23 protein-coding genes are annotated in these 23,263 nt (G+C 57.0%); 6 read left to right on the forward strand and 17 right to left on the reverse strand.

Annotation, left to right across the window (positions count from 1 at the left end; genetic code table 11):
* Positions 1-9: 9 nt before the first annotated feature.
* The 9 genes from ugpE to M2407_RS23950 all read right to left on the reverse strand — a co-directional run bounded on the left by ugpE (position 10) and on the right by M2407_RS23950 (position 9,902).
* Positions 10-855, reverse strand: coding sequence for a sn-glycerol-3-phosphate ABC transporter permease UgpE (gene ugpE, locus M2407_RS23910; protein ID WP_020824827.1), 846 nt, complete (start codon positions 853-855; stop codon positions 10-12).
* On the reverse strand, positions 852-1,739 hold the full coding sequence (ugpA, locus tag M2407_RS23915) for a sn-glycerol-3-phosphate ABC transporter permease UgpA (RefSeq protein WP_041415156.1): 888 nt from the start codon (positions 1,737-1,739) through the stop codon (positions 852-854). Before ugpA ends, ugpE begins: the two co-directional genes overlap by 4 nt.
* Positions 1,740-1,901: 162 nt before the next feature.
* Positions 1,902-3,221: a sn-glycerol-3-phosphate ABC transporter substrate-binding protein UgpB gene (gene ugpB / locus M2407_RS23920; protein WP_259220051.1), complete on the reverse strand. Its 1,320-nt coding sequence runs from the start codon at positions 3,219-3,221 to the stop codon at positions 1,902-1,904.
* Between the two features lie 313 nt (positions 3,222-3,534).
* Positions 3,535-4,722, reverse strand: a complete 1,188-nt coding sequence (locus tag M2407_RS23925) for a PLP-dependent aminotransferase family protein (RefSeq protein ID WP_048762265.1) — start codon at positions 4,720-4,722, stop codon at positions 3,535-3,537.
* 105 nt (positions 4,723-4,827) lie between these two features.
* Positions 4,828-5,529, reverse strand: coding sequence for a high-affinity branched-chain amino acid ABC transporter ATP-binding protein LivF (gene livF, locus M2407_RS23930; RefSeq protein WP_020824823.1), 702 nt, complete (start codon positions 5,527-5,529; stop codon positions 4,828-4,830).
* A 3-nt stretch (positions 5,530-5,532) separates the two neighbouring features.
* Positions 5,533-6,300, reverse strand: a complete 768-nt coding sequence (gene livG, locus M2407_RS23935; RefSeq protein ID WP_020824822.1) for a high-affinity branched-chain amino acid ABC transporter ATP-binding protein LivG — start codon at positions 6,298-6,300, stop codon at positions 5,533-5,535.
* Positions 6,297-7,580, reverse strand: a complete 1,284-nt coding sequence (locus M2407_RS23940; protein WP_198639895.1) for a high-affinity branched-chain amino acid ABC transporter permease LivM — start codon at positions 7,578-7,580, stop codon at positions 6,297-6,299. The genes livG and M2407_RS23940 overlap by 4 nt, the downstream gene beginning before the upstream one ends.
* Positions 7,577-8,503 carry a high-affinity branched-chain amino acid ABC transporter permease LivH gene (gene livH / locus M2407_RS23945; RefSeq protein ID WP_020824820.1) on the reverse strand — a complete coding sequence of 309 codons (927 nt, stop codon included), beginning with the start codon at positions 8,501-8,503 and terminating at the stop codon, positions 7,577-7,579. Before livH ends, M2407_RS23940 begins: the two co-directional genes overlap by 4 nt.
* A gap of 283 nt (positions 8,504-8,786) precedes the next feature.
* Positions 8,787-9,902, reverse strand: a complete 1,116-nt coding sequence (locus M2407_RS23950; protein ID WP_046374714.1) for a branched-chain amino acid ABC transporter substrate-binding protein — start codon at positions 9,900-9,902, stop codon at positions 8,787-8,789.
* Between the two features lie 406 nt (positions 9,903-10,308).
* On the opposite strand from M2407_RS23950, the gene panM reads away from it, so the two are divergent.
* The 3 genes from panM to M2407_RS23965 all read left to right on the forward strand — a co-directional run bounded on the left by panM (position 10,309) and on the right by M2407_RS23965 (position 13,983).
* The gene (gene panM, locus M2407_RS23955; RefSeq protein WP_048762262.1) at positions 10,309-10,701 is read left to right on the forward strand and encodes an aspartate 1-decarboxylase autocleavage activator PanM; all 393 of its coding nucleotides are present in this window, start codon (positions 10,309-10,311) and stop codon (positions 10,699-10,701) included.
* Complete coding sequence (locus M2407_RS23960; protein ID WP_259220052.1) at positions 10,698-11,915, forward strand: DUF3142 domain-containing protein; 1,218 nt, start codon at positions 10,698-10,700, stop codon at positions 11,913-11,915. Before panM ends, M2407_RS23960 begins: the two co-directional genes overlap by 4 nt.
* 70 nt (positions 11,916-11,985) lie before the next feature.
* A complete protein-coding gene (locus M2407_RS23965) occupies positions 11,986-13,983 on the forward strand; it encodes a hypothetical protein (RefSeq protein ID WP_259220091.1) in 1,998 nt (665 codons plus the stop codon).
* A gap of 59 nt (positions 13,984-14,042) precedes the next feature.
* Here M2407_RS23965 and rpoH read toward each other — a convergent pair whose 3' ends face one another.
* The 4 genes from rpoH to ftsY all read right to left on the reverse strand — a co-directional run bounded on the left by rpoH (position 14,043) and on the right by ftsY (position 18,473).
* Positions 14,043-14,900 carry an RNA polymerase sigma factor RpoH gene (rpoH, locus tag M2407_RS23970; RefSeq protein ID WP_020824815.1) on the reverse strand — a complete coding sequence of 286 codons (858 nt, stop codon included), beginning with the start codon at positions 14,898-14,900 and terminating at the stop codon, positions 14,043-14,045.
* 315 nt (positions 14,901-15,215) lie between these two features.
* Complete coding sequence (gene ftsX / locus M2407_RS23975) at positions 15,216-16,169, reverse strand: permease-like cell division protein FtsX (protein ID WP_020824814.1); 954 nt, start codon at positions 16,167-16,169, stop codon at positions 15,216-15,218.
* Entirely contained in the window at positions 16,159-16,830 is a 672-nt protein-coding gene (ftsE, locus tag M2407_RS23980; protein WP_020824813.1) for a cell division ATP-binding protein FtsE, read from the reverse strand. The genes ftsX and ftsE overlap by 11 nt, the downstream gene beginning before the upstream one ends.
* Before the next feature lie 5 nt (positions 16,831-16,835).
* Positions 16,836-18,473, reverse strand: a complete 1,638-nt coding sequence (ftsY, locus tag M2407_RS23985) for a signal recognition particle-docking protein FtsY (protein WP_259220053.1) — start codon at positions 18,471-18,473, stop codon at positions 16,836-16,838.
* 220 nt (positions 18,474-18,693) lie between these two features.
* On the opposite strand from ftsY, the gene rsmD reads away from it, so the two are divergent.
* Both rsmD and M2407_RS23995 read left to right on the forward strand, forming a co-directional pair.
* Positions 18,694-19,314 (forward strand): 16S rRNA (guanine(966)-N(2))-methyltransferase, encoded by a 621-nt coding sequence (gene rsmD / locus M2407_RS23990; protein ID WP_259220054.1) that lies wholly within the window; start codon positions 18,694-18,696, stop codon positions 19,312-19,314.
* The gene (locus M2407_RS23995; RefSeq protein ID WP_006317223.1) at positions 19,304-19,576 is read left to right on the forward strand and encodes a DUF1145 family protein; all 273 of its coding nucleotides are present in this window, start codon (positions 19,304-19,306) and stop codon (positions 19,574-19,576) included. The genes rsmD and M2407_RS23995 overlap by 11 nt, the downstream gene beginning before the upstream one ends.
* A 27-nt stretch (positions 19,577-19,603) precedes the next feature.
* Here the strand turns inward: M2407_RS23995 and M2407_RS24000 are convergent, their stop codons facing one another.
* From M2407_RS24000 to M2407_RS24015, 4 genes are all read right to left on the reverse strand, one after another.
* Positions 19,604-19,960, reverse strand: a complete 357-nt coding sequence (locus M2407_RS24000) for a DUF2500 domain-containing protein (protein WP_128864846.1) — start codon at positions 19,958-19,960, stop codon at positions 19,604-19,606.
* A 127-nt stretch (positions 19,961-20,087) separates the two neighbouring features.
* The gene (locus M2407_RS24005) at positions 20,088-20,768 is read right to left on the reverse strand and encodes a LuxR C-terminal-related transcriptional regulator (RefSeq protein WP_259220055.1); all 681 of its coding nucleotides are present in this window, start codon (positions 20,766-20,768) and stop codon (positions 20,088-20,090) included.
* Between the two features lie 598 nt (positions 20,769-21,366).
* Positions 21,367-22,053 carry a hypothetical protein gene (locus tag M2407_RS24010; protein ID WP_259220056.1) on the reverse strand — a complete coding sequence of 229 codons (687 nt, stop codon included), beginning with the start codon at positions 22,051-22,053 and terminating at the stop codon, positions 21,367-21,369.
* A 22-nt stretch (positions 22,054-22,075) separates the two neighbouring features.
* Positions 22,076-22,381, reverse strand: a complete 306-nt coding sequence (locus M2407_RS24015) for a hypothetical protein (RefSeq protein ID WP_122076544.1) — start codon at positions 22,379-22,381, stop codon at positions 22,076-22,078.
* A gap of 146 nt (positions 22,382-22,527) precedes the next feature.
* On the opposite strand from M2407_RS24015, the gene M2407_RS24020 reads away from it, so the two are divergent.
* Positions 22,528-23,085 carry a tyrosine-type DNA invertase gene (locus M2407_RS24020; RefSeq protein ID WP_122076541.1) on the forward strand — a complete coding sequence of 186 codons (558 nt, stop codon included), beginning with the start codon at positions 22,528-22,530 and terminating at the stop codon, positions 23,083-23,085.
* The last annotated feature ends 178 nt before the right edge of the window (positions 23,086-23,263 follow it).

Genomic DNA, 23,263 nt, shown 5'->3' on the forward strand with positions numbered 1-23,263 from the left:
TTTCTCTCGTTACTTTTCGCTATCAACCAGGCCGCGTACAAACCAGCGCTGCATCAGAAGAACCACCGTCAGCGGTGGAATTAAAGTCAGAATCATCGCCGCCATCACCTGATTCCACTGGGTCGGCGCGCCGGAGGTGGAGATCATGCTCTTGATGCCCGCCACTGCGGTGCCCATCGAGGCATCGCTGGTGATCAGAATCGGCCACAAATACTGGTTCCAGCCGTAGATAAAGGTGATGACAAACAGCGCCGCCAGATTGGTCTTCGACAGCGGCAGCACGATATCCCAGAAAAAACGCATCGGGCCAGCGCCGTCAATCCGCGCCGCTTCCAGCAGTTCGTCCGGTAACGTCATAAAGAACTGGCGCAGCAGGAAGGTGGCGGTCGCCGACGCCATCAGCGGCAACGTCAGGCCGGTGTAGCTGTCCAGCAGGTTGAGGTTGGAGATAACCTCCACCGTCGGGAAAATACGCACCTCAACCGGCAACATCAGGGTGAGGAATATCAGCCAGAAGAACAGGCTGCGCAGCGGGAAACGGAAATAAACGATGGCATAGGCGGACAACACCGACACCACAATCTTGCCGAAGGTGATGGCCAGCGCCATCACCACGCTGTTCAACAGCAGCAGCGAAAACGGCACCTTAAGGTTGCCCACGCCACCCTGCCAAATATTGCTGATGTTTTCCCACAGGTGACCGCCGGGGATCAGGGTCATCGGCACCTGAAACACCTGTTTGTCGTCCAGCGTAGCCGCCACAAAGGCCACGTACAGCGGGAACAGCACCACCAGCACGCCGATAATCAGCATTACGTGGCTGAAAATGTCCAGCCCGCGTCGGTTCTCAATCATTGGTAACGCACCTTACGTTCGACAAAACGGAACTGGATCACCGTCAGGCCAATCACCAGCAACATCAGGATCACCGACTGTGCCGCGGAGCTGGACAGATCCAGACCGGCAAAGCCTTCACGGTAAATCTTGTAGATCAGCGTGGTGGTGGACTGTACCGGTCCGCCGCCGGTCGCGGCATCGATCACCGGGAAGGTATCGAAGAAGGCGTACACCAGATTCACCACCAGCAGGAAGAAGCTCACCGGCGTGATTAACGGCAGCACCAGATTGAAGAAACGCCGTACCGGGCCGGCACCGTCAATGGCCGCCGCCTCAACCAGAGAGCGAGGAATTGACTGCAACGCGGCCAGGAAAAACAGGAAGTTATAGCTGATTTGCTGCCATACCGAGGCCAGCACCACCAGGAACATCGCCTGCCCGCTGTTTTGCGCGTGGTTCCAGCTGTAACCCAGTCCGTTGAGGAAGTGGGTAATCAGCCCCAGGCCGGGGTTGAACAGGAAAATCCACAGCACCGCCGCCACCGCGGGCGCCACGGCGTAAGGCAGGATCATCAGCGTCTGGTAGATCCGGCTGCCGCGCAGCACGTAATCCACTAACGCGGCGAAGAACAGCGACACGACCAGCCCGATACCCGCCACCAGGAAACTGAAAATCAGCGTGGTGTAAAACGAGTCCAGGTAGTAAGGGTCGTGGAACAGTTGGGTAAAGTTGTCCAGCCCGACAAACTGGCTGGACAGGCCAAACGGGTCGAGGCTTTGCACCGAATACCACAGCGCCTCGCCGGCGGGCCACAGAAAGAATATTGCGGTAATCAGCAACTGTGGCAGCACTAAAACATAGGGCAGCCAACTGCAGCCGAAACCGGGACGATGTGAACTCATCATTAGGGACTCATGAAGACAAAAAACGGGTGACTCGAAGCAGGGCGTCGCGAGCAAAGCCAGTCTGGGTGCGGACAGCGCACAGCTCCCGGAGTGGACATAAAGTCCATGAGGAGAGCGAGCACTGCCCAATCCCAGAATGGCAAAGCGCAGTAGCCGCTATTACTTAGTCTGAGACTCGAAGCGACGCAGCAACACATCACCGCGCTGTACGGCGGCATCCAATGCCTGCTGTGGCGTTTTCTTACCGGTCCACACGCCCTCCAGCTCTTCATCCACGACGGTGCGAATCTGCGGCATATTGCCCAAACGCAGCCCCTTGGTGAACGGCAATGGCGGCTTGTTCAGCATTTGACGCGTCGCCACGTCCGCCCCTGGGTTCTTGTCATAGAACCCCTGTTGTTTGGTCAGGTCGTACGCTGCCGTGGTGATCGGCAGATAACCGGTCTTCTGGTGCCACTCGGCGGCGATTTCCGGCTGTGCCAGATACTGCAGGAACTCGGCTACGCCTTTATAGGTGGCGGCATCTTTACCGTTCATCACCCACAGGCTGGCGCCCCCGATAATGGCGTTCTGCGGTGCATTTTTGGCATCGGCGTCATACGGCATCATGCCCACGCCATAGTTGAATTTGGCGTAATGCTTGATGTCCGCCAGCGAGCCGGATGAAGCGGTGGTAATCGCACAGTCACCGCTGTAGAACTTCTCGGTGGATTCGTCTTTACGGCCGAAATAGGTGAAGTCACCTTTTTTGTTCATCTCTTCCAGCAGTTGGATATGCTTGACCTGCAACGGCTTGTTGAACTCCAGCTTGGCGCTCGCGCCACCAAAGCCATTGTTCTCCGTGGCGAATGGCACGCCGTGCCAGGCGCTGAAGTTCTCCAGTTGGATCCAGCCCTGCCAACCGCTGGCATAGCCGCATTTCATGCCGGCTTCACGCAGTTTGGCGGTGTCCGCCGCCAGCTCCTGCCAGGTTTTTGGCGGCTGGTCTGGGTTCAAACCGGCTTTCTTGAAGGCATCTTTGTTGTAATACAGCACCGGGGTAGAGCTGTTGAACGGCTGCGACAGCAGGTGTCCGCTTTTGTTGTCGGTGTAGTAACCGGACACCGTAGGCACGAATACCGATTCGTCAAAGCTGATGCCCACGTCTTTAAACACTTCGTACACCGGCTTGATCGCCTTGCTGGCCATCATGGTGGCCGTGCCCACTTCATACACCTGCAGGATCGCCGGCGCTTTACCGGAGCGGTAGGCCGCGATACCCGCCGCCAGGCTCTGTTCGTAGTTGCCTTTGTAAACCGGAACAATTTTGACGTCGGTGTGCGACTGGTTAAAGCGGTCCGCCAGGGAATCCACTTCTTTACCCAGTTCGCCCTCCATCGAATGCCAGAACGGGATCTCGGTCGCCGCCAGTGCCTGAGTGCTGACCGCCAGGGTCAACGCGACGCACAGCGTGGTTTTGCGAATAGCGTAGGTGAGCATGCCTAACTCCTGAAAAAGCTGGTGTATCCCCTGCATCTTTCACGCCGCAGCCGTGTTGGTTTCCCGCCATCACCTCAGTCATTTACCTATGTAAACTCCTGAGGATTCTGGCGGTCACCGCCTTGCTGCTACGTGAAATCTATTGGGGCAATAAGCGCGTGAGCGAAAAGAATCAGTTTTTTGTTCGGAAGCTAACATGCCATGCTCGGATGACAGAAAAATAACCGTTAGATGACAGCCATATGACGGAAGAGTGAAGTGCAGATTGCGGTTTGATGTCGGCGACGGGGAAAGATCCCCGCCGCCGTGAGGATCACAGTGAACGGCGCAGGCGGGCAACCGCTTCCTGCATTTGCTGTTCAGTGGCGGTGGCGAACGACAGGCGGAAGGTAGAACGGTCCGGATTGTCTGAGAAGAAGTATTCTCCCGGCACAAACACCACGCCCTGCTGCAGGGTGGTTTTCAGCCATTCGGTGGCGTTGAACGGCTGACGGAAACGCGCCCACAGGAACATGCCGCCTTTCGGCATATCGAAGCTGATATGGTCACCCAGCTCTTTTTCCACCAGCCCGGCCAGGATCTCACCCTTTTGTTTGTAAGCCGCGCGGATCTTTTCGATCTGCGCCGGCAGGCGATCCAGCCCCAGGTAACACTCTACGATGCTCTGCGACAATGCGCTGGCATGCAGATCCGCCGCCTGCTTGATGATTGCCACTTTATGCAGCAAAAACGGCGGCAGAATTGCCCAGCCCAGACGCAACCCCGGAGCCAGGATCTTGGAGAAGGTCGAGGTATAGATAATGTTATCGGTATGGCCCAGCACCTGCTGCGAAACCTGGTGCAGCGTCGCGTTACGCTCGTCGGTAAAACGCAGTTCGCCGTACGGGTCATCCTCGATGATCAGGAAATTGTGCTCGGCCGCCAGCTTGACCAACAGTTCGCGACGCGGGGCGCTCAGGGTAATGCCGCTTGGGTTGCCGAAGTTCGGCACCACATACACGCCCTTGATGCGCTGCGTTTTCAACAGCTCGGCCAGTTCTTCGACCACCATGCCATCGCTGTCGGACGATACCGACATGATGTTGGCTTCCGCCAGTTCTAGCGTCTGCAACGCCGCCAGGTAGGTCGGACGTTCCACCACGAACACGTCGCCCGGGTTCACAATGGCGCGCATCACCAGATCCAGCGCCTGCTGGGAGCCGGCCGTGACCATCACTTCATCGGCGGTGGCGGTGACGCCGCGTTCGGCACACAGCTCGCAGATGCGTTCGCGCAGCACCGGGCTGCCTTCGGTCAGACCGTACTGAAAAGCGCTTTTCGGCTGTTCGGTGATCGCCTGATGAGTGGCGATGCTCAGCCCTTCAAAATCAAACAGGGCATCAGAGGGGATGCCGCCCGCCAGCGAAATGACGTTTTCCATCTTACTGTGCTTGAGCAATTCACGGATTGCCGAGCTTTTTACTTTTACGATGCGCTGCGCGAGTAACCCTTCTGTGTTCATTTCTTATTCTTCTCGTAATCGTTAAAAATGTTGTAGGGGTCCGATACGCTGCGCCCGAGTCGCTCGGGGCGAAGATATTCGCCCCCTACCGCTTCGACGGGTATTTCAACCGCCCAGATACGCCGACCTAACTGCTTCGTTTGCTAACAATTCGGCCCCCGTATCTTCCAACACCACGCGCCCGTTTTCCAGTACATAACCGCGATCTGCCAGTTTCAGCGCCTGATTGGCGTTTTGTTCGACCAGGAAGATGGTCATGCCCTCTTCACGCAGCTGTTGAATGATGTCAAAAATCTGCTGAATGATGATCGGCGCCAGCCCCAGAGAGGGCTCGTCGAGCAACAGCAGCTTCGGCTGGCTCATCAGTGCACGGCCTATCGCCAACATCTGTTGCTCACCGCCGGACATGGTGCCCGAGCGCTGTGTACGGCGTTCCAGCAGGCGCGGAAACAGGCCAAACACCCTTTCGATGCGCTGTTGATATTGGTGACGGTCGGCAAAAAAACCGCCCATCGCCAGGTTCTCTTCCACCGTCATGCGCGAGAATACCCGCCGGCCTTCCGGCACGATAGCCACCGCTTCGCGCATGATGCGCGACGTCTGCCACTGGGTAATGTCCTGATCGAGAAAGGTGATGCTGCCTTCGCTGGCGCGGGGTTCACCGCACAGCGTGCCGAGCAGCGTGGTTTTACCGGCGCCGTTAGCGCCGATCAGAGTGACAATCTCGCCCTGCTTTATGTTCAGGCTAACCTGATGCAGCGCCTGGATTTTGCCGTAATGGGCGGATACCTGATTAAATGACAACATAAATTATTCGCCCAGATAGGCCCGGATCACGTCCGGGTTGTTACGGATTTCTGCCGGGGTGCCCTGCGCCAACGGCGTGCCCTGGTTCACCACGTAGATACGATCGGAGATGCCCATCACCAGTTTCATGTCGTGCTCGATCAGCAGCACCGACACCTTATGCTGATTGCGCAATTCGACGATCAGGTGATCCAGCTCGTCGGTTTCCTTTGGGTTCAGGCCCGCCGCCGGCTCGTCCAGCATCAGTAATTCCGGCCGGGTGACCATGCAGCGCGCAATCTCCAGCCGCCGTTGCTGGCCGTAAGCCAGATTACCCGCCGAACGGTTCGCCATCTCCAACAAGCCCACCCGTTGCAGCCAAACCGAGGCACGCTCCAGCGCATCGGCTTCGGCACGGCGGAAGGCCGGCGTTTTCAGCAGCCCGGCGAACACGCCGCTTTTCAGATGCTGATGCTGTGCGACCAACAGGTTTTCGATCACCGTCATCTCGCGAAACAGCCGTACGTGCTGGAAAGTCCGCACCACGCCCATCCGGGCGATGGCCTGGCCGGGCAACCCTTCCAGATGGCGCTCACGCAGTTTGATGGTGCCGCTGGTCGGACGGTAAAAGCCGGTCAGGCAGTTAAACACCGTGGTTTTTCCGGCACCGTTCGGGCCGATCAGCGAGACAATCTCGCCCTCGTTGAGCGTCAGCGCCACGTTATTGACCGCCAGCAGGCCGCCGAAACGCATCGACAGCCCTTCGACCTTCAGCAAAGGTTGCATGCTCATACTTGCTCCCCCTTGCCTGCTTGCATATCCGCCGCCTTCAGTTTTAGCTGTGGCCGCTTCATCGGCAGCAGCCCCTGCGGCCGCCAAATCATCATCAATACCATTAAGGCACCCAGCAACAGCATGCTGTATTCGTTCAGGTCACGCATCAATTCGCGCGACACCACCAGCAGGATCGCCGCCAGGATCACCGCGAACTGCGATCCCATGCCGCCCAAGACCACGATCGCCAACACGAAGGCCGACTCGACAAAGGTGAAGGATTCCGGGCTGACGAAGCCCTGGCGCGCAGCGAACAGCGTGCCGGCAAAACCGGCGAAGGCGGCGCTGATGGTAAAAGCGGTCAGTTTGATTCTGGTCGGATTAAGCCCCAGCGAACGGCAGGCGATTTCATCTTCGCGCAAGGCTTCCCAGGCACGGCCCAGCGGCATGCGCAGCAGGCGGTTGATCACAAACAGCGTCAGCACCACCAGCAACAACGCCACCAGGTACAAAAAGACAATGCGATCGCTCGGATCATATTTCAGGCCAAAGAAGTTATGGAAGGTATCCCAGCCGCCGTCACGCGCGCTGCGGTTGAACTCCAGGCCGAAAAAGGTTGGTTTCGGGATCTGGCTGATGCCGTTCGGCCCGCCGGTGATCTCGGTATTGTTCAACAACAGGATGCGCACGATCTCACCGAACCCCAGCGTGACAATCGCCAGATAATCGCCGCGCAGGCGCAGCACCGGGAACCCGAGCAGAAAACCAAAGAGGGCGGTGACCATACCCGCCAGCGGCAGGCTCTCCCAGAAACCCAGGCCGTAATAATGGTTCAGCAGTGCGTAAGTGTAAGCGCCAATCGCATAGAAACCGCCGTAGCCCAATACCAGCAAACCGGACAGCCCCACCACCACGTTCAGGCCCAGGCCCAACATCACGTAGATCAACGTCAGCGTGGCGATATCTACCGAGCCGCGTGAGACCAGAAATGGCCAGGCAACCGCGGCGATAATGATCGCTGCGGCCAACAGCTTCTGCCGGGCGGTCGTGCCATCGAAGCTCGGTAATACCCAGGCCGGGCCTGAGATTTTTTTCAGCCCGTGCTGCATCAGCGGGCGCAGCAGTTGGAAGAAAAACACGATGACGCAGCCGATGCCGATCCACATCCAGCGCACTTCCGCTGCGCCGTGCACCACCAGTTTGGTACCCTCCAGGCTCAGCTGCATGCCCATCAGGAATGAAGCCATCACAAACAGCACCAGGGTGGCGATCAGCGCGTTGAGCAAATTGAGTTTCATACCTTCTCAACCTCCGGACGCCCAAGGATGCCGGTTGGCATGATCAGCAGCACCACAATCAGCAGCGCGAACGACACCACGTCTTTATATTCGGTACTCAGGTAAGCCGAAGTCAGCGCCTCTGCCACCCCCAATACCAGGCCGCCAATCATCGCGCCGGGGATGCTGCCGATGCCGCCCAACACCGCCGCGGTGAAGGCTTTCATGCCGGCCATAAAGCCGATATAGGGGTTAATCACTCCGTAGAATTGCCCGAGCAGTACGCCGGCGACCGCCGCCATCACCGCACCGATCACAAAGGTCAGCGAGATAACCCGGTCGGTATTGATGCCCAGCAGGCTGGCCATCTTCAAATCCTCCGCACAGGCGCGGCAGGCGCGGCCCATACGTGAATAACGAATAAACATCGTCAGCGCCAGCATCGCCAGGAAAGTGACTACCCAGATAATCAGCTGCATGGTGCTGATGGTGGCGGCAAAGCCGTTGCTTTCCCCCAGCACCCATTGCCCGGTGACCAGGCTTGGCAACGCCAGGTCGCGCGAGCCCTGGGTCAGGCTGACGTAGTTTTGCAGGAATATCGACATCCCTATGGCGGAAATCAGCGCGATCAGGCGTTTGGAGTTGCGTACCGGCTTGTAGGCCACCCGCTCGATGCTCCAGCCGTAAGCGCTGGCGATCACGATCGATACCAGGAAAGCCGCGCCAATCAGCAGCCAACCGACGTCGATGCCGATCATCATCAGGGCGGCGATAACAATAAAGGAGACATAGCTGCCGATCATATACACCTCGCCGTGGGCGAAGTTGATCATGCCGATGATGCCGTAGACCATGGTGTAACCGATGGCGATCAATGCATAGGTGCTGCCCAACGTGACGCCGTTGAACATTTGCTGCAGAAAATAGAGAACCTGCTCAGACATACTCTAACCCTTGGCTGTGCTTTCTATACCCATCACACTTGAAGCTGCATTTGTGTTGGCTGCACTCATTCACCCGAATCGTTCCCTTGCCGCCTTGATGCAACTTCAATTTATTTTGGGTAAAGCAAACCTGAAATGACAATCATTAAAAACGCTTATACCCAATGGATTTCGCGTTGCAGCTAGGCGGCAAGCGGATAAATCCCCAAGAGCTTAGTAAACTAAGTGATTGGGGTGCACCCGTGAAGCCAACAACGCTGCAACGTGAAAGACGACGGGTATATTATTTAATCGGCGTTGAAGTGCCGTCAGCATGCCATTCGAACACGCCGAACTCGAAGCCTTTAAGATCGCCTTTATCATCCCAGCTCAACGGCCCCATCACGGTGTCCACCGGCTTGCCGGTTTTCAGGTCCTTGACGATGTCGGCCGGTTCCTGGCTGCCGCTGCGCTCCATCCCGGCAGTCAGAGATTGCAGCGCCGCGTAAGTGGTCCAGACGAACGGCCCGGTTGGATCCAGCTTTTTGGCTTTAAGCGCATCTACAACAGGTTTGTTGGCAGGGACCTGATCGTAACGTTTAGGCAGGGTCACCAGCATGCCTTCAGAGGCGGCACCGGCGATATTGGACAGTGAGGAGTTGCCCACGCCTTCCGGCCCCATAAAGCGGGTGGTCAAACCGGCCTGTTTAGCCTGACGCAGGATCTGGCCCATTTCCGGGTAGTAACCGCCAAAGTAAACGAAATCGACGTTTTCTTTCTTCAGGCGCGCCACCAGGGTGGAGAAATCTTTATCGCCGGCGGTGATACCTTCAAACATCACCACGTCGGTGCCCTGCTTTTTCAGGCTGTCGCGCACCGAGCGCGCCAGGCCTTCGCCATACTGCTGCTTGTCGTGAACCACGGCAATGCGCTTGGGTTTGATCTCGCTGAGGATGTATTTCGCCGCCGTTGGCCCCTGATCGGAATCCAGGCCGGTGGTACGCATGATCATTTTGTAACCACGGGTGGTCAGATCGGCGTTAGTGGCCGCCGGGGTGATCATGATGACGCCTTCATCTTCATAGATGTCGGAAGCCGGCTGCGTCGAGGATGAGCACAGGTGGCCAATCACATAGCGGATACCGTCATTGATTACCTTGTTGGCAACGGCTACCGCCTGTTTTGGATCGCAAGCGTCGTCATATTCCACGCCGACCAGTTTGTCGCCCTTGATACCGCCCTTGGCGTTGATATCGGCAATCGCCTGACGGGCGCCGGTGAATTCCATATCGCCATACTGCGCCACCGGGCCGGACATCGCCCCGACGATCGCCACCTTGATGTCTTTCGCCATTGCCGCATGCCCGATAGCCATCGCGATACAACCCGCCAACAGCGCCTTACCTTTTGTTAATTTCATCCGCAAATCCCCATCTGTCGTTGTGAACGTACCTGTTGTGTTTGCCGACACCCAACCCTTATTTACTGCTTTTATTCATAAGTAATAATGATTTAGGTGTTTTTGTGGCAATATTTTCTAATAAGACTTTATTTTTCATGCCATTAAACAGGAATTTTCTGCTGCAAATCAACTTGCACAATCAGAAACAAGCGGTGTAAACAGCATAAAATCCGGATTAAATCTGCGCTGTTTTGCATCAGGCACAGCGCGTTATGCTGGTTCTCGATCGATTAACTACATATTTACTCGGAAAATGCGTCCTGCAAAAAACATTTTGCGCAGTAATCGTACAGAAAAACTTACACAACGCTCTGTGCAAGATCTATTACACTGTCGGCATCGATTAGCCGTTCGGAAATCCTGCATGAAACTGACTATTGAGCGATTAACCACGTTGTCCCAGCAAGACCTTATCGACCTTGGCAAAATCTGGCCGCATCAGCAGCCGGAACAGTGGCAAAGCGGGTTGAACGGCAATAAAGCGCTGTTCGCCGCACGCTTCAATGAGCGGCTGCTGGGTGCGGTGAAACTCGAGCTGGACGGTGAACGTGCCCAACTGCAGGATTTGCTGGTGCGTGAAGTCACGCGCCGTCGCGGCGTCGGGCTGTATCTGGTGCAGGACGTGCAGCGTCAGCTACCGCAGATAACGCATTGGCAGCTTTCGACCGCCGGTCTGACCCCACGCGAGCGGGGCGAGGTGGATAACTTTATGCGCGCCTGCGGTTTTACTCAGCAAGGCGAACTCTGGCAACGATGAAGCGCAGGTTCCTCGCACTGTTGGTGCTGGTGCTGGCGTTAATCGCCTGGTTCGGCGGCCGCCAGCTAGCGCTGCGGATACAGCCGACCTGGGATAATCAGGTCTACGTCTGGCAACGCGTTTGGACGCCGCAGCATGTTGCCGCGCTGGCGAAAAGCCGCGATCTGTTCCCTACGCTGCGGGTGCTGGGTTTACAAGTGCACCCGCGTGAGGGCTGGCGGGAAATCCCGGTCAATCTCCCCTTACTGAAACAAGATGGCCGCCCGCTGTGGCTGGTGGCCCGTCTGGATGGGCAGTTAACGCAACTGGATGAAGTCGCGATTCGCCAACGTTTGCTAAAACAGGTGCAACGCTGGCAAGCCGCCGGGCTGCAGGTGATCGGCGTTGAAATCGATCATGACGCAGCTACCGCACGCCTGCCTGCCTATCAGCATTTCCTGCAGCAGTTGCGTCAGCAATTGCCCTCCTCACTGCAACTGGGCATTACCGCATTGCCGGCCTGGATCGGCTCAGCTGCGCTGCCCGGTGTCTTGCAACAGGCAGACAGCTCCGTGCTGCAGGTGCATGCCGTACTGTCGCCCGAACAAGGCCTGTTTGCTGCCCCGCTGGCACTGCGGTGGGTAAAACAGTACGCACAAATCACGCCAAGACCTTTCCGGGTGGCGCTGCCTGCCTATGGTATGGGTTTGGTGGGGTTCGATACGCAAGGCGCGCAGGTGGAAAGCGAAGCCTCCGTGCGCGTGGCGGGTACCTCGCGCGAGCTGACGGTCGCGCCGCAGCAGGTGGCCGATTTTCTGCGCCAGTTGAACACACGGACCACACCACACCTGCTGGGCCTGATCTGGTTCCGTTTGCCACTGGCGGACGATCGCCGCGCCTGGTCACTGGCTACGCTGAGGGCGGTAATAGAAAAGCAACCGCTCGACGTCAGCTGGCAGGTAAAATTTAGCCCTCAGGCGCTGCAAAATGGGCTGAATGATCTGATAATTCAAAATAACGGGCCGGTGGATGCACCGCTGCCGCATGAAATCGTCATCACCGCCAGCGAGTGCCTGGCGGCGGACGCGGCAGGCAACTACCGGCTGGAAAGCGAGCCTCAACGACTACGCTTTGTGCTTACCCGCAGTGACCAGCTGCGCGCCGGGCAGTCCCGGCCGTTGGGCTGGATCCGCTGCCAACAACTAACGCCAGGAGGCACCCTTGTCACACCGTAATGCACGCGCTACACGGACTCTGCGCGGCCGAACTCTTCCACTGGCTGCCCTGATCGGCTCGGCGCTGGCGATGCCACTTAATGGCTACGCCTGCGGGCCGGATTTCCCTAACCGTTTACTGGTCGATCGCAACGGCACGCTGCTGTATATGCCGGAAGGCAACTTTGCCTTTGAAGCCGGGCGTCTGGTCGCAGTGGATAAACAGCTGCCGTTGTGGAAAGCACCGCCACCGGCGATGCCACCGAAACCGATGCCGCTGTCGCCGGAAACTATCATCATCGGGAAAATGCGTGCGGCAAAAACCGTTGAAGAGGCCGATGCGGTCAATAGCCAGGGGCTGTCTGACGCGGCCCGCCTTTACCAACTGGGTGCTGTGGCCTTCGCCGGTAAAGATCCGCGCGCCAGCGAGTACTTCCAGCAGGTTCTGGCGCTACCTGCCGCAGATCAAGGTGACTGGGGGCTAAGGGCGCAGTATTCACTCGGCCGGTTGTTGATGGGCGATCACGGCACGCCGGAAAACGAAGGTGACGGCTCGAGCATCGCAGTCGAACATCCCGCGAAGCCCCAGCTCGAGCAGGCGCTAGCGGCCTTCCAGCAGGCGATTGATAAAGTGAAAGGCGGTACGGCCGATCCAGATCAACTGGCACTAAGCAGCCTTGGGCAGCAGGCCCGCATTCATTTCTGGCTCGGCAACGTCACCCAGGCAGCGAAGTTATATGCTCAACAGGCGGCACAGGGTGACCAAAATGGGGCACTGTCGCTGCAGTACGTCTCCAGTTACCTGGTCAATCCGGATCACTTCGATGTTCTGAAACAGACAATCGCCGATCCGCTGATCCAACAACTGGTCACCATTGAGCTGTTTGCCCGCAGCAGTAATCTGCAAATGACCGATACGGACGGCACCGGCACTCGCTCAGCACAAATCATCAGCCAAATCCTGACGCTGCTGGACGCCTCGGTGAAAAGCGGTTTCAGCGGCAGCGATCGGCTGGCGGCGCTGGCCTACCGAGCAGGACAATACCCGATGGCGGCCAGCCTGCTGAAACACGCTGGCGACAGTGGCCTGGCCTGGTGGTTACGCGCCAAAATGGCGCTGCGCGACGGGGATGTTAAAGCCGCCACCGCAGACTACGCCAAAGCGGCGGCCGCATTCCCCTCCAATGAAAGCTGGGGCGAACAGCGTAATGCGGACTTTACGCCAGAAACCATCGTGCCCGAATGCCGGGTGGCTGGGGAGCAGGCTATTCTGGCCCTGGATCGCGGCGACTATCTGCAGGCAATGGACTTCCTCTATCGCGGCAAAGATATTTACTGGGCGGACGTCGCCGACGTGGCCGAACGCGTGCTGACCATCGATGAACTGAAAGGCTTTGTTGATAAGCATGTGCCAGCCCCAGCTACGCCGTTAAAACCGGTCAATCCCGACGACTACAACGGCCAGCCGCTTACGCCGGAGGTGCAACTGCGCGAGCTGCTGGCGCGGCGGCTGATGCGCGCCGGACGCCCTCAAGAAGCAATGGCCTACTTTGATATCCCGAACTATCGTCAGGTTGCCCAACAGTACGCCGATACGCTGAAAACGGCGCAGGATAAATCCGCAGACAAGCTGGCGCGGGCCAAAGCCTACTATCAGGCGGCCACGCTGCTGCGCAGCCAGGGATTGGTGTTCACGGGTTATGAGATGACACCGGACTATGCAATTTATGACGCCGGTTATTCCTATCTGGGGGATGCCTTTGATACGCGTGAGCTCAAGCATAAGAGCTGGATCAGCAGTGCCGAGGCAGCACGGGCCAAAGCGGCGTTACCGCCACAGGATAATCGCTTCCTGCACTACCGCTGGCAGGCGGTTGATCTGGCGCAGCAGGCCGCCGACTTACTGCCGCCAAAAAGCCAGGCCTATGCCGCCGTGTTGTGTAATGCCGCCGGTTGGGTGATTAAACGTGACGCAAAAACCGGCCGGGCGCTGTATCAGCGCTATATCAATAACGGGACGCGCTATGCCTGGGCCAACAAGTTTGGTTATGACTGTCCGGCACCCGATTTTGCGGCGATCGCGCCGTAACGCCGAATTTCAGGCACAAAAAAGCCCGGCTAGCCGGGCTTTTTAACGCTTATGCGGGATTAGGCTTCGATCGCCATTTTCAGTTTCTTCATGGCGTTCTTTTCTAGCTGGCGCACACGCTCAGCGGAAACACCGTACTGATCGGCCAGCTCTTGCAACGTGGATTTATTGTCGTCATCCAACCAACGGGCGCGAATGATATGCTGGCTACGCTCGTCCAGACCTTCCAGCGCATAGGCCAGTTTGTCTGCGGCGTTGCTTTCCCAGTTATCCTCCTCGATGCCTTCGGCGAAGTCCGAGCTTTTATCCTGCAGATACAGCACTGGCGCCATAGACTGGCCATCACGGGCTTCGTCGTCCGGCGTAGGATCGAACGTCATGTCCTGCGCCGCCATGCGGGATTCCATCTCGCGGACATCCTTGCTGGTCACACCCAACTCGCGAGCAACCAATTCCACCTCATCCTGATTGAACCAGCCCAGACGCTGCTTGGTTTTACGCAGGTTAAAGAACAGCTTGCGCTGTGCTTTGGTGGTAGCCACTTTGACGATACGCCAGTTGCGCAGTACGTACTCGTGAATTTCTGCCTTGATCCAATGCACCGCAAAGGAAACCAGACGCACACCAACCTCTGGGTTGAAGCGGCGAACAGCTTTCATCAGGCCAATATTACCTTCCTGGATCAGGTCTGCCTGAGGCAGGCCGTAACCGGAGTAATTACGGGCAATATGAGCGACAAAGCGCAGGTGAGACAGGATGAGCTGCTTAGCGGCTTCCAGATCGCCCTGATAATGCAGCCGTTCAGCCAGCTCCCGCTCTTCCTCTGCCGTCAGCATCGGATAGGTGTTGGCGGCCCGGATATAGGCTTCCAAACTGCCCTGGGGCACTAAAGCTAAAGTTTGCATTTCTTTGGTCATTCAAACCCTCTCTTGAAAAAACAGGTCATGCAGGTGATTGTCACGGCGGGGAAATGATTGATTCTACGGCAGTTGCTATTGCAAAAGCGGTCCACACGCCGGGCACCATAACATTTTGCTGCAGATTTTGACCGCGTTCCGCCCTATTAGTTCACAGTTTTTCGATCGCATTGCCCATGACAATACGTGACGAATATTCAGGCCGATAGGGAATTTGTGCGCTAAGAAGAGACTGGATGGTGCTTAAGTTAGTGCCGGTAGCTCTTCTCCCGCAACACGCTCGGAGCAGCAGGAGAAGAGTATACCAAAAAATCTTTATTGTGGTGTAAATCGGCGTAAATGTTGCACCGTCGCCAGCCAGGCGGCGATCCAGCCGATCATCGCGGAAACAATCAGCAGCAGTAACGCCTCATCCCAACCCAGGCCGTGCAGGGTAAAGGTGGTGCCGAACACCTTGGCCACGCCGGTGACCACCGACTCCAGTCTCCACACCATCGCCCCGGACAACACCAACGACAGCAATGCGCCAAAGAAGCCCAGCATCGCACCGCCGTTCAGGAACGGCCGCAGGATGAAACCGTCGGTGGCGCCAATCAGCTTCATCACGTTGATGGTATCGCGACGGCTGAAGATGCTCAGACGTACGCTGTTGCCGATCACCAGGAACACCGCCACCACCATCAGCACGCCGATCATTGCAGCCACTTGCCCCACCAGCCCGGTCAGTGCAGCCAGACGAGCAAACCAGCTGTCGTCCATCCGCACTTCATCCACCCCCTGCACCGCCGCGACGCGATCGCGCAGGGTATTGAGGGTGTCGGAACTTTGGAAGCTCATTTTCGGCGTGATGATAGCGACCGCCGGTAACGGGTTCTCTTCCAACATATCCAGCGCGCCGCCAAAGCCGGACCAGTTGCGGAATTCGCCCCGGGCCTCTTCACGCGACAGGTAATTCACTTTCTCAACGCCGGCTTCTGCTTTGATGGCGTCGAGCACTTTCACCGCCGCGTCGTCATCCAGGGATTTATCCAGGTACACCGTTAACTGCGGCGTAGGGTACCATTGCGTCGCCGCGGTGCTGACGTTTTTCCAAACGATATAACACACGCTTGGCAGCGTCAGGGAGATGGCGATTACCATCACCGTCAGCAGCGTCGCCAGTGGCTGGCGCAGCATATCCTTGACGGCGTTCATCCAGGCGTAGCGCCATTGTTCCCGCCAGCCGCCACGCAGCGCTTTACTCTTGGCGGTTTTTGCATTATTCGCCATGATGCGCTCCTCCAGCCATGCGGCCCTGGCTCAGGCGCAGAATGCGGTAATTGCGACGGGCGATCAGCCCGGTATCGTGGGTGGCCATCAACACGGTGACACCCACGCGGTTAAACTCTTCGAACAGACGCAGAATGCCTTCCGACAGTGCATCGTCCAGGTTACCGGTAGGCTCATCCGCCAGCAATACCGCCGGCTTGTTCACCACCGCGCGGGCGATACCCACACGCTGCTGCTCACCGCCGGAAAGCTGAATCGGGAAGTTCTTCGCCTTATCCAGCAGCCCGACCTTGTCCAACGCAGCGGAAACGCGGCGACGGATGTCTTCGGTGCTGGCGCCGGCGATGATCAGTGGCATTGCCACGTTGTCATACACCGTGCGATCCAGCAGCAGATGGTGATCCTGGAAAATCATGCCGATCTGACGACGCAGGAACGGCACCTCGCGGTTTTTCAACCGACTGATGTCATGGCCGCCAAACCAAATATGGCCGGCGCTTGGCCGTTCGATACCACAAATCAGTTTCAGCAGGGTACTCTTCCCCGCGCCGGAATGGCCGGTCAGAAACGCCATCTCTGCCGGGCGCAGATGGAAATCCACCCCCTGCAGGGCCTGCCGTCCGCCCAGATAAGCTTTACTGACCTGTTCAAAGCGAATCATCCGTATTAATCCTCTCGGGCAAAAAGTGCCTCAATAAAATCGTCAGCCTTAAACGGCCGCAAATCTTCGATGCCTTCCCCAACGCCGATATAGCGAATCGGGATACCGAACTGATCGGCAATGGCGAAGATCACCCCGCCCTTGGCGGTACCGTCCAGTTTAGTCAGTGTGATACCGGTTAAGCCCACGGCTTCATTAAATAATTTCGCCTGGCTGACAGCATTCTGTCCGGTGCTGGCATCAAGAGTCAGCATAACCTCATGGGGGGCCTGGTCGTCCAGTTTTTTCATGACGCGGACAATCTTCTTCAGCTCTTCCATCAGGTGCGCTTTGTTCTGCAAACGCCCTGCCGTATCGGCCAGCAGCACGTCGATGCCCCGGGCCTTGGCGGCCTGAACCGCATCGTAAATCACCGAGGCGGAATCCGCGCCGGTATGCTGCGCCACCACCGGAATACGGTTGCGCTCGCCCCACACCTGCAGTTGCTCTACCGCCGCGGCACGGAAGGTGTCCCCCGCCGCCAGCATCACCGATTTGCCTTCCGCCTGGAACTGGCGAGCCAGCTTACCGATGGTGGTGGTTTTACCCACGCCGTTCACCCCAACCATCAGAATGACATACGGGTTTTTACCGCCAACATCCAGCGGCTGATCAACTTTAGCCAGAATTTCGGACATTTCCTCCTTCAGCTTGCCGTATAACGCATCGGCGTCTTTCAACTGCTTGCGGCTGGCATGCTGAGTCAGAGAGGTAATGATTTTACGCGTGGTTTCCACGCCGACGTCGGCAATCAGCAGCTGTTCTTCCAGCTCTTCAAACAGTTCGTCGTCAATTTTCTTGCCGCGGAACAAGCCGACAAAACCGGATCCCAAATTTTGCTTGGTTTTCACCAGGCTACGTTTCAGCCGGGCAAAGAAGCCTTCTTTGGTCGGACGTTCCTGCTCCTGAGTGACCGCAGGGGCCAGCAGCTCGGATTCTTTTTCTTCTTCTTCGATAATGGCCGGCGCGACAATAATCGGTTCCAGCGCCACGCTGGCCGACAATGGCTCTGGCTCTGGCTCTGGCTCTGGCTCTGGCTCTGGCTCTGGCTCTGGCTCTGGCACGATAGTAGGTTCAGGCTCAATTACTTCCAGTTCGGGCACCATCACCGGTTCCGGTTCAACCACTTCCGGTTCTGGCGCAATAATCGGCTCTGGCGTAACCACTTCGGGTTCTGATACCGCGGTCGTTTCTGGCTTAGGCTCGATGACAAGTTCGGGTTCAGGCTGAACCACGGCCACAGGCACGGCAATCTCTTCCGCTGCCGGCTGTTGCTGTTCTGCCGCCACCTGTTCAGTAAGGGTGACAATCTCTTCCGCCAGCTTTTCTGCCGCGGCAGTGTGTTCGACGATCGCCGGCACGCTTTCTGCAATATGCTCGCCGGTCAGACTGCCGTCCCACTCCCCAGGCGTCTCTACGGAAGCGGCAGGTTCAGATTCCTGCGCGGGGAGCTGGTCATCCAGCTTGGGAGCGACCGGTTCAGCCGGGGTCTCCACGGCCTGATTTTCCGCCGCTTCTACCGGCGTCTCAGGTTGCTGTTGCTCTTCTTCCTTCTGGCCGAAGCCCAGCCAGGAGAAAAACCCGCGTTTCTTATCTTTTGCCATGTTATGACTCTACTCCGTACCGAAGGCTTGCTTATGCTGACAATAATTCGCCGAGTCTATCACTTTCCCTCGTTCAGCAACACGCATCCGGCATGCTTTCCACTGTGAAATCAGGCAACAAAGTTTTACCGTTTCCCCCAGCGCCTCTCACCGGTAGAATAGAGGCAACTTATCGCCAACTCATTCGGCCTCACCGCCAGAAAACAATCAAAGCAAACCTATGACAAGACTATCGCCACGGGCATCGGCAAAAAAACCGTCTCAGGCTGCGGCCGGGCAGATCCGCATTATCGGTGGCCAATGGCGCGGGCGAAAACTGCCGGTACCCAACAGCCCCGGGCTGCGTCCGACCACCGATCGCGTTCGGGAAACCCTGTTCAACTGGCTGGCGCCGGTGATCCAGGGGGCACGCTGCCTGGACTGTTTCGCCGGGAGTGGTGCGCTCGGTCTGGAGGCGTTGTCGCGCTATGCCAGCAGCGTCACGCTGTTGGAATTCGAACGCCCGGTGGCGCAGCAACTGGAAAAAAATCTGGCCCTGCTGCAGGGCAATGGCAAGGTGGTCAATACCAACGCGCTGAGCTGGCTGGCGACCCCCGCTCAGCCGTTTGACGTGGTGTTTCTCGATCCGCCTTTTCGCAAAGGTTTGCTGGCTGAAACCGTCACGCTGCTGGAGCAGCAGGGCTGGCTGGCCGATGAGGCCTGGATCTATGTAGAGGCCGAAGCCGAAAGCGCCGCCGCTGATGTCCCGGCCAATTGGCAATTACACCGTGAAAAAGTCGCCGGTCAGGTGGCTTATCGTCTTTATATCCGTTCGCAAGAGAAAACCGAAAATGCTGATTAATCTGGGTCGCCTGCTGATGCTGTGCGTGTGGGGCTTTCTGCTCTCCAACCTGTTTCACCCCTTTCCCAAGCCGCTGAAATATTTCATCGACGTGGCGCTGTTCTTTATGGTGGTGATGCACGGGCTGCAGCTGGTTCTTTTGAAGTCCACGCAACCGAAAGATCAGCCGATAAGCTACTGGCAAGAAGCCAAGATCTTCATCTTTGGCGTCTTCGAACTGCTGGCCTGGCAGAAAAAACAGCCGCCAATCAAAAGAAAATAACCCCACATGGGCACCGGGTCCGGTGCCCTACGGCTGGGCAGTAAATGAGACGAAGCGCGTGCCCTGCATGCTCAACGTGCCCTGTGCGCCTTTTTCAATCGGATTATACTGCCACGGCTTCAACCGCAGCCGGATCTCTTCGCCACCGCGCTGCGGGCTAAACACCACCTCATAATGCATCGGTTCATTGACCAGCGGCTCACGCTGCGGTGCCCGGGTCTTGGCGACCGGAAACTCACGTTTATCACTCACCGTGACCTGCAAACTGCGTACCGGCGCACGATCGTTATCCGCTTCAATACGGCGCTGATTGAAATAGCGGTGCGTCGCCAATATGGCGATCAACGCGATCACAGCGATAAAAAACAGCGGTGGCTTACTCATCTTACTTCCCATCTCCACGCGGTGAAATCAGCGTAAACATAGCACACCTCCTGAAATGGCATCGCAGTTGCCCCGCATACCGGCGTTCACTCCTCACTACGCAGCTTATCATCGGCATTAGATTGAGTTACGCCGAGTACCCCCCCAAGGGGGCGTGGGGAATGTTGATGCCCGCATAGCGCAGAATGTCCAGCAGGCGGTTTTCCCCCTGATGATGAAACAGTCGCCGATCGCTACTGGCACCCAGCTTGTGCAAGGCCTGGACCTTGTGTGAGCTGATGGTTTTTTCACTGCGGCCCAAGCGCCGCGCCAGCTGCTTTTGCGGTTCGCCATGCGCCAGTGCACTGATAACCAAAAGCTCTTTTTGCGTCAGGTGACAGCAGACGCACATCTGAGTCCGCCGATATTCGGCCAAAAAATGCTGATGCCCAAGCCGATGGCGCAGCACCAGCAGCGAATTCAACTCGGCCGGCCCCAGCTTTTTTTGCAGGCAAACCGGCGGTTTCAGCCTGGAAGACAGGCCCGATAAGAAAGGGCCATAACCGTCGCTCCACATCAGCCAGGTCACATGAGAGAGCCTCTTGCAAAACTCCCTGCGAAAGACAAAGTAGTTATCCAGGCTTTCACCCTTACCGTGAGTGTCTGACAGCAACAGGTCAAATGGCTGTTTCTGCACCAGACCCTGCAAATCCGACACCCGGTCAGTGACCCCGCAAACTTCAAACTGAGCCGGAAGCGAGGCAAGCACCGACAACACCCCGAGCCGAAACCAGGGATCCGGCTCCATAACCATCACTTTTAGACGCATTATTGTTTCTCCTTAAACAGGGAGCCTTAGTGGCCACCGTACGATAATCCACTTCAGCCATTCCACCCTGTGGCAAAAACAGCTGGTCCAACAGGTACCTGCCAACCTGCTGATGCAACAGACTACAGAAGTGATACAGCTCGCAACGCTGGCGGCGGTTCAACGAAGCACTGGCATCTGTGGCTGGGCCGATCCCCCATTGAGCAAACCGGTCATTCAGCGCGTGGAGATAACGTCCGGAGTGACGTGCGGGCGATGTATCGAGCGCGCTCGCATCATGGCGACACTGCGCCACTATCTGCGGCAATGCGTTCTTCCGGCAGTTGCCAATAAAAGAAGTCGGCGAGCGGCCCACCCACGTGCTCGCCTCAGCCGGAGAGGAAAACAATACGCCTCCCAACAACGCCGCCGCCATCCCAACGGCGAGCGTATAGCCCTGAGGGGGTAAGCACCCGTTGATAAATTGTTTCAACAGTCGGCCAGGCCATCGCCCACCGGCCATTAAAGACCGGCAAATTTCAACGCGCACCAAATGACCCCCCACCAAAAAATGCCACAAACCAGCAACATCGCCAGCCAGGTGTAGCGACGGATACGTTTATCCCTGGCTGACGACCACATCCGGGCTCCTCCTGGCTGGGCATAGCCGAGATCCATGCAGCAACGCATGGAGTTGTTGATCGCAGCACACACCCAGTTTGCGCATCGCGCTGCGCTTATGGGCGCTCAGGGTCTTCGTCGTGAATCCGCCCGTCGACGTAGTGAGATGTTCCAGTGCACCACAGACAAAATGACTGAGAACCTGCAGCTCGGGCCAGCTGAGCACAATATTTGCCGGCATCCGGGGAAACGAGTCGCTGTTCATAAAGGCAAGGTGGCTCATTGCCTGGCGTTTCTGCAGCAAATCATGCAGCAGATGTGGCTGCAGATCATGCGGCAGGCACAGCGGCCCTTCATGGGGAGCCAACGGGCTGAGGGTGGTTAGCAACGGCGTAAGGGGTTCGCTGTACAGCAGCCAGGTTGTATCGATGTTGAAGCGCAGATAGTGGGAATAGAACAGGAAAAAGTCGCGTAGCCTGTCGCGATGCCCGGAGAGGCCGGTGAGGATGACATCCGCTCCGCCTTGCGACAACGTCTGTCGCAGAGTCAAAAGATCGTCGACCACGGTTAACGATGCGATTGCCTGGCGGGCCAGTTCGAGTACCCGCAGGGTGCCTTCGCGCATCAACCCCGGTGTCATCATCATGACCACGCGCAAACGCGGTGGAAGGGAGGTTGCAGACATAAGTTAGTCCTCTGCAGTGGATTCAGGGTTGCTGGCTATCGGCCTGATAGCGTTGACGTACCAGCAATTGGGTGGCCGGGTGCGAACAATGCCGCTGGCGTAACTGGGCATAGCGCCGTTCATTTTCAGCCAACCAAGGGGTCTCACTGACGCAACGCCACAACTCGGCGGCCTTGCGCAAAGCGCACAACCAGTCTTCTACGCCATAAGCTATACCGCGAAGTTGCATGATGCGCCGCTCCAAACTGGCGGCTTTGATGGCAACGGCACGGGCGGCCTTGCGGGTGAGTATCGTGGGTGCGGCCATCGCGGTTATTTCCTGCTGCATGGTGGTTTTTACTCCTCCTGTCAGATCACCTGCCGCCATTTATTTGCAAAGAAAATAGATGCGTAAAAAAATGGAAACAGGCTATTTTCTCTCCAGTAAGATCCTCATACGGCATCGGGCCGGAGAGGCTATATGGAGCCAAAATAATGAAAACTCGAAAACACCTCACTCTCGGTGAAATAAATGACATCCTGCTTGCCACGCACATTGGAAAACATCCGGAGCGTGACCGTTGTTTAATACAGATGTGTTTTATCCACGGGCTGCGCGCCAGCGAAGCCTGTCAGTTAAAAATATCTGATATCGATCTGCGCGATAACGTGATTTATATCCGCCGCCTGAAGAACGGTTTTTCGACCGTGCATCCCCTGGCGCCAGATGAGCTGCCGCACTTGTTGTGCTGGCTGAATTTGCGTAACAAGTGGCGCGATGCTGACAGCGAGTGGTTATTCCTGTCGCAAAAAGGCGGCCAACTGACGCGTAAACACGTGCATTACTTGATTAAACGCTACGGCGAGGCCGCCAATATTACGGTGGCATCGCACCCACATATGTTGCGACATGCCTGTGGCTATGCGCTGGCGGATTCGGGCGTCGACACCCGTTTGATTCAGGATTATCTGGGTCACCGGAATATTCGACATACGGTGATATATACCGCCAGTAATCCCAATCGCTTTATTGGATTATGGCAAAAAAAGTGAGGTGAAAAATAGGTCATTTTGGACCAAAGTGTTACATATCTTAGTTTTGTACGATTTCAAGTCAATAAGAATACCCCCCTCTTTCACGCAACAATTTTATTTCCTTCAATATCAACAACCCACTAAACAAAATAAAAAAGGCTCACCGAAGCGAACCTTTGTTAAATAAATTAACGCA

The organism is Serratia sp. BIGb0234, from assembly GCF_024809915.1.
GTDB classification, from domain to species: domain Bacteria; phylum Pseudomonadota; class Gammaproteobacteria; order Enterobacterales; family Enterobacteriaceae; genus Serratia; species Serratia liquefaciens.

Coding starts and splice junctions, on each gene's coding strand:
- M2407_RS24015 (WP_122076544.1), bottom strand. CDS start 22,381: ATGCAGCAGGAAATAACCGCGATGGCCGCACCCACGATACTCACCCGC.
- livF (WP_020824823.1), bottom strand. CDS start 5,529: ATGTTGTCATTTAATCAGGTATCCGCCCATTACGGCAAAATCCAGGCG.
- M2407_RS23995 (WP_006317223.1), top strand. CDS start 19,304: ATGCTGATTAATCTGGGTCGCCTGCTGATGCTGTGCGTGTGGGGCTTT.
- M2407_RS23965 (WP_259220091.1), top strand. CDS start 11,986: ATGCCACTTAATGGCTACGCCTGCGGGCCGGATTTCCCTAACCGTTTA.
- M2407_RS24020 (WP_122076541.1), top strand. CDS start 22,528: ATGAAAACTCGAAAACACCTCACTCTCGGTGAAATAAATGACATCCTG.
- M2407_RS24010 (WP_259220056.1), bottom strand. CDS start 22,053: ATGTCTGCAACCTCCCTTCCACCGCGTTTGCGCGTGGTCATGATGATG.
- M2407_RS23950 (WP_046374714.1), bottom strand. CDS start 9,902: ATGAAATTAACAAAAGGTAAGGCGCTGTTGGCGGGTTGTATCGCGATG.
- ftsX (WP_020824814.1), bottom strand. CDS start 16,169: ATGGCGAATAATGCAAAAACCGCCAAGAGTAAAGCGCTGCGTGGCGGC.
- ugpA (WP_041415156.1), bottom strand. CDS start 1,739: ATGAGTTCACATCGTCCCGGTTTCGGCTGCAGTTGGCTGCCCTATGTT.
- M2407_RS24005 (WP_259220055.1), bottom strand. CDS start 20,768: ATGCGTCTAAAAGTGATGGTTATGGAGCCGGATCCCTGGTTTCGGCTC.
- rsmD (WP_259220054.1), top strand. CDS start 18,694: ATGACAAGACTATCGCCACGGGCATCGGCAAAAAAACCGTCTCAGGCT.
- ftsE (WP_020824813.1), bottom strand. CDS start 16,830: ATGATTCGCTTTGAACAGGTCAGTAAAGCTTATCTGGGCGGACGGCAG.
- livG (WP_020824822.1), bottom strand. CDS start 6,300: ATGAGCATGCAACCTTTGCTGAAGGTCGAAGGGCTGTCGATGCGTTTC.
- M2407_RS24000 (WP_128864846.1), bottom strand. CDS start 19,960: ATGAGTAAGCCACCGCTGTTTTTTATCGCTGTGATCGCGTTGATCGCC.
- livH (WP_020824820.1), bottom strand. CDS start 8,503: ATGTCTGAGCAGGTTCTCTATTTTCTGCAGCAAATGTTCAACGGCGTC.
- M2407_RS23925 (WP_048762265.1), bottom strand. CDS start 4,722: ATGAACACAGAAGGGTTACTCGCGCAGCGCATCGTAAAAGTAAAAAGC.
- M2407_RS23960 (WP_259220052.1), top strand. CDS start 10,698: ATGAAGCGCAGGTTCCTCGCACTGTTGGTGCTGGTGCTGGCGTTAATC.
- ugpE (WP_020824827.1), bottom strand. CDS start 855: ATGATTGAGAACCGACGCGGGCTGGACATTTTCAGCCACGTAATGCTG.
- M2407_RS23940 (WP_198639895.1), bottom strand. CDS start 7,580: ATGAAACTCAATTTGCTCAACGCGCTGATCGCCACCCTGGTGCTGTTT.
- rpoH (WP_020824815.1), bottom strand. CDS start 14,900: ATGACCAAAGAAATGCAAACTTTAGCTTTAGTGCCCCAGGGCAGTTTG.
- panM (WP_048762262.1), top strand. CDS start 10,309: ATGAAACTGACTATTGAGCGATTAACCACGTTGTCCCAGCAAGACCTT.
- ftsY (WP_259220053.1), bottom strand. CDS start 18,473: ATGGCAAAAGATAAGAAACGCGGGTTTTTCTCCTGGCTGGGCTTCGGC.
- ugpB (WP_259220051.1), bottom strand. CDS start 3,221: ATGCTCACCTACGCTATTCGCAAAACCACGCTGTGCGTCGCGTTGACC.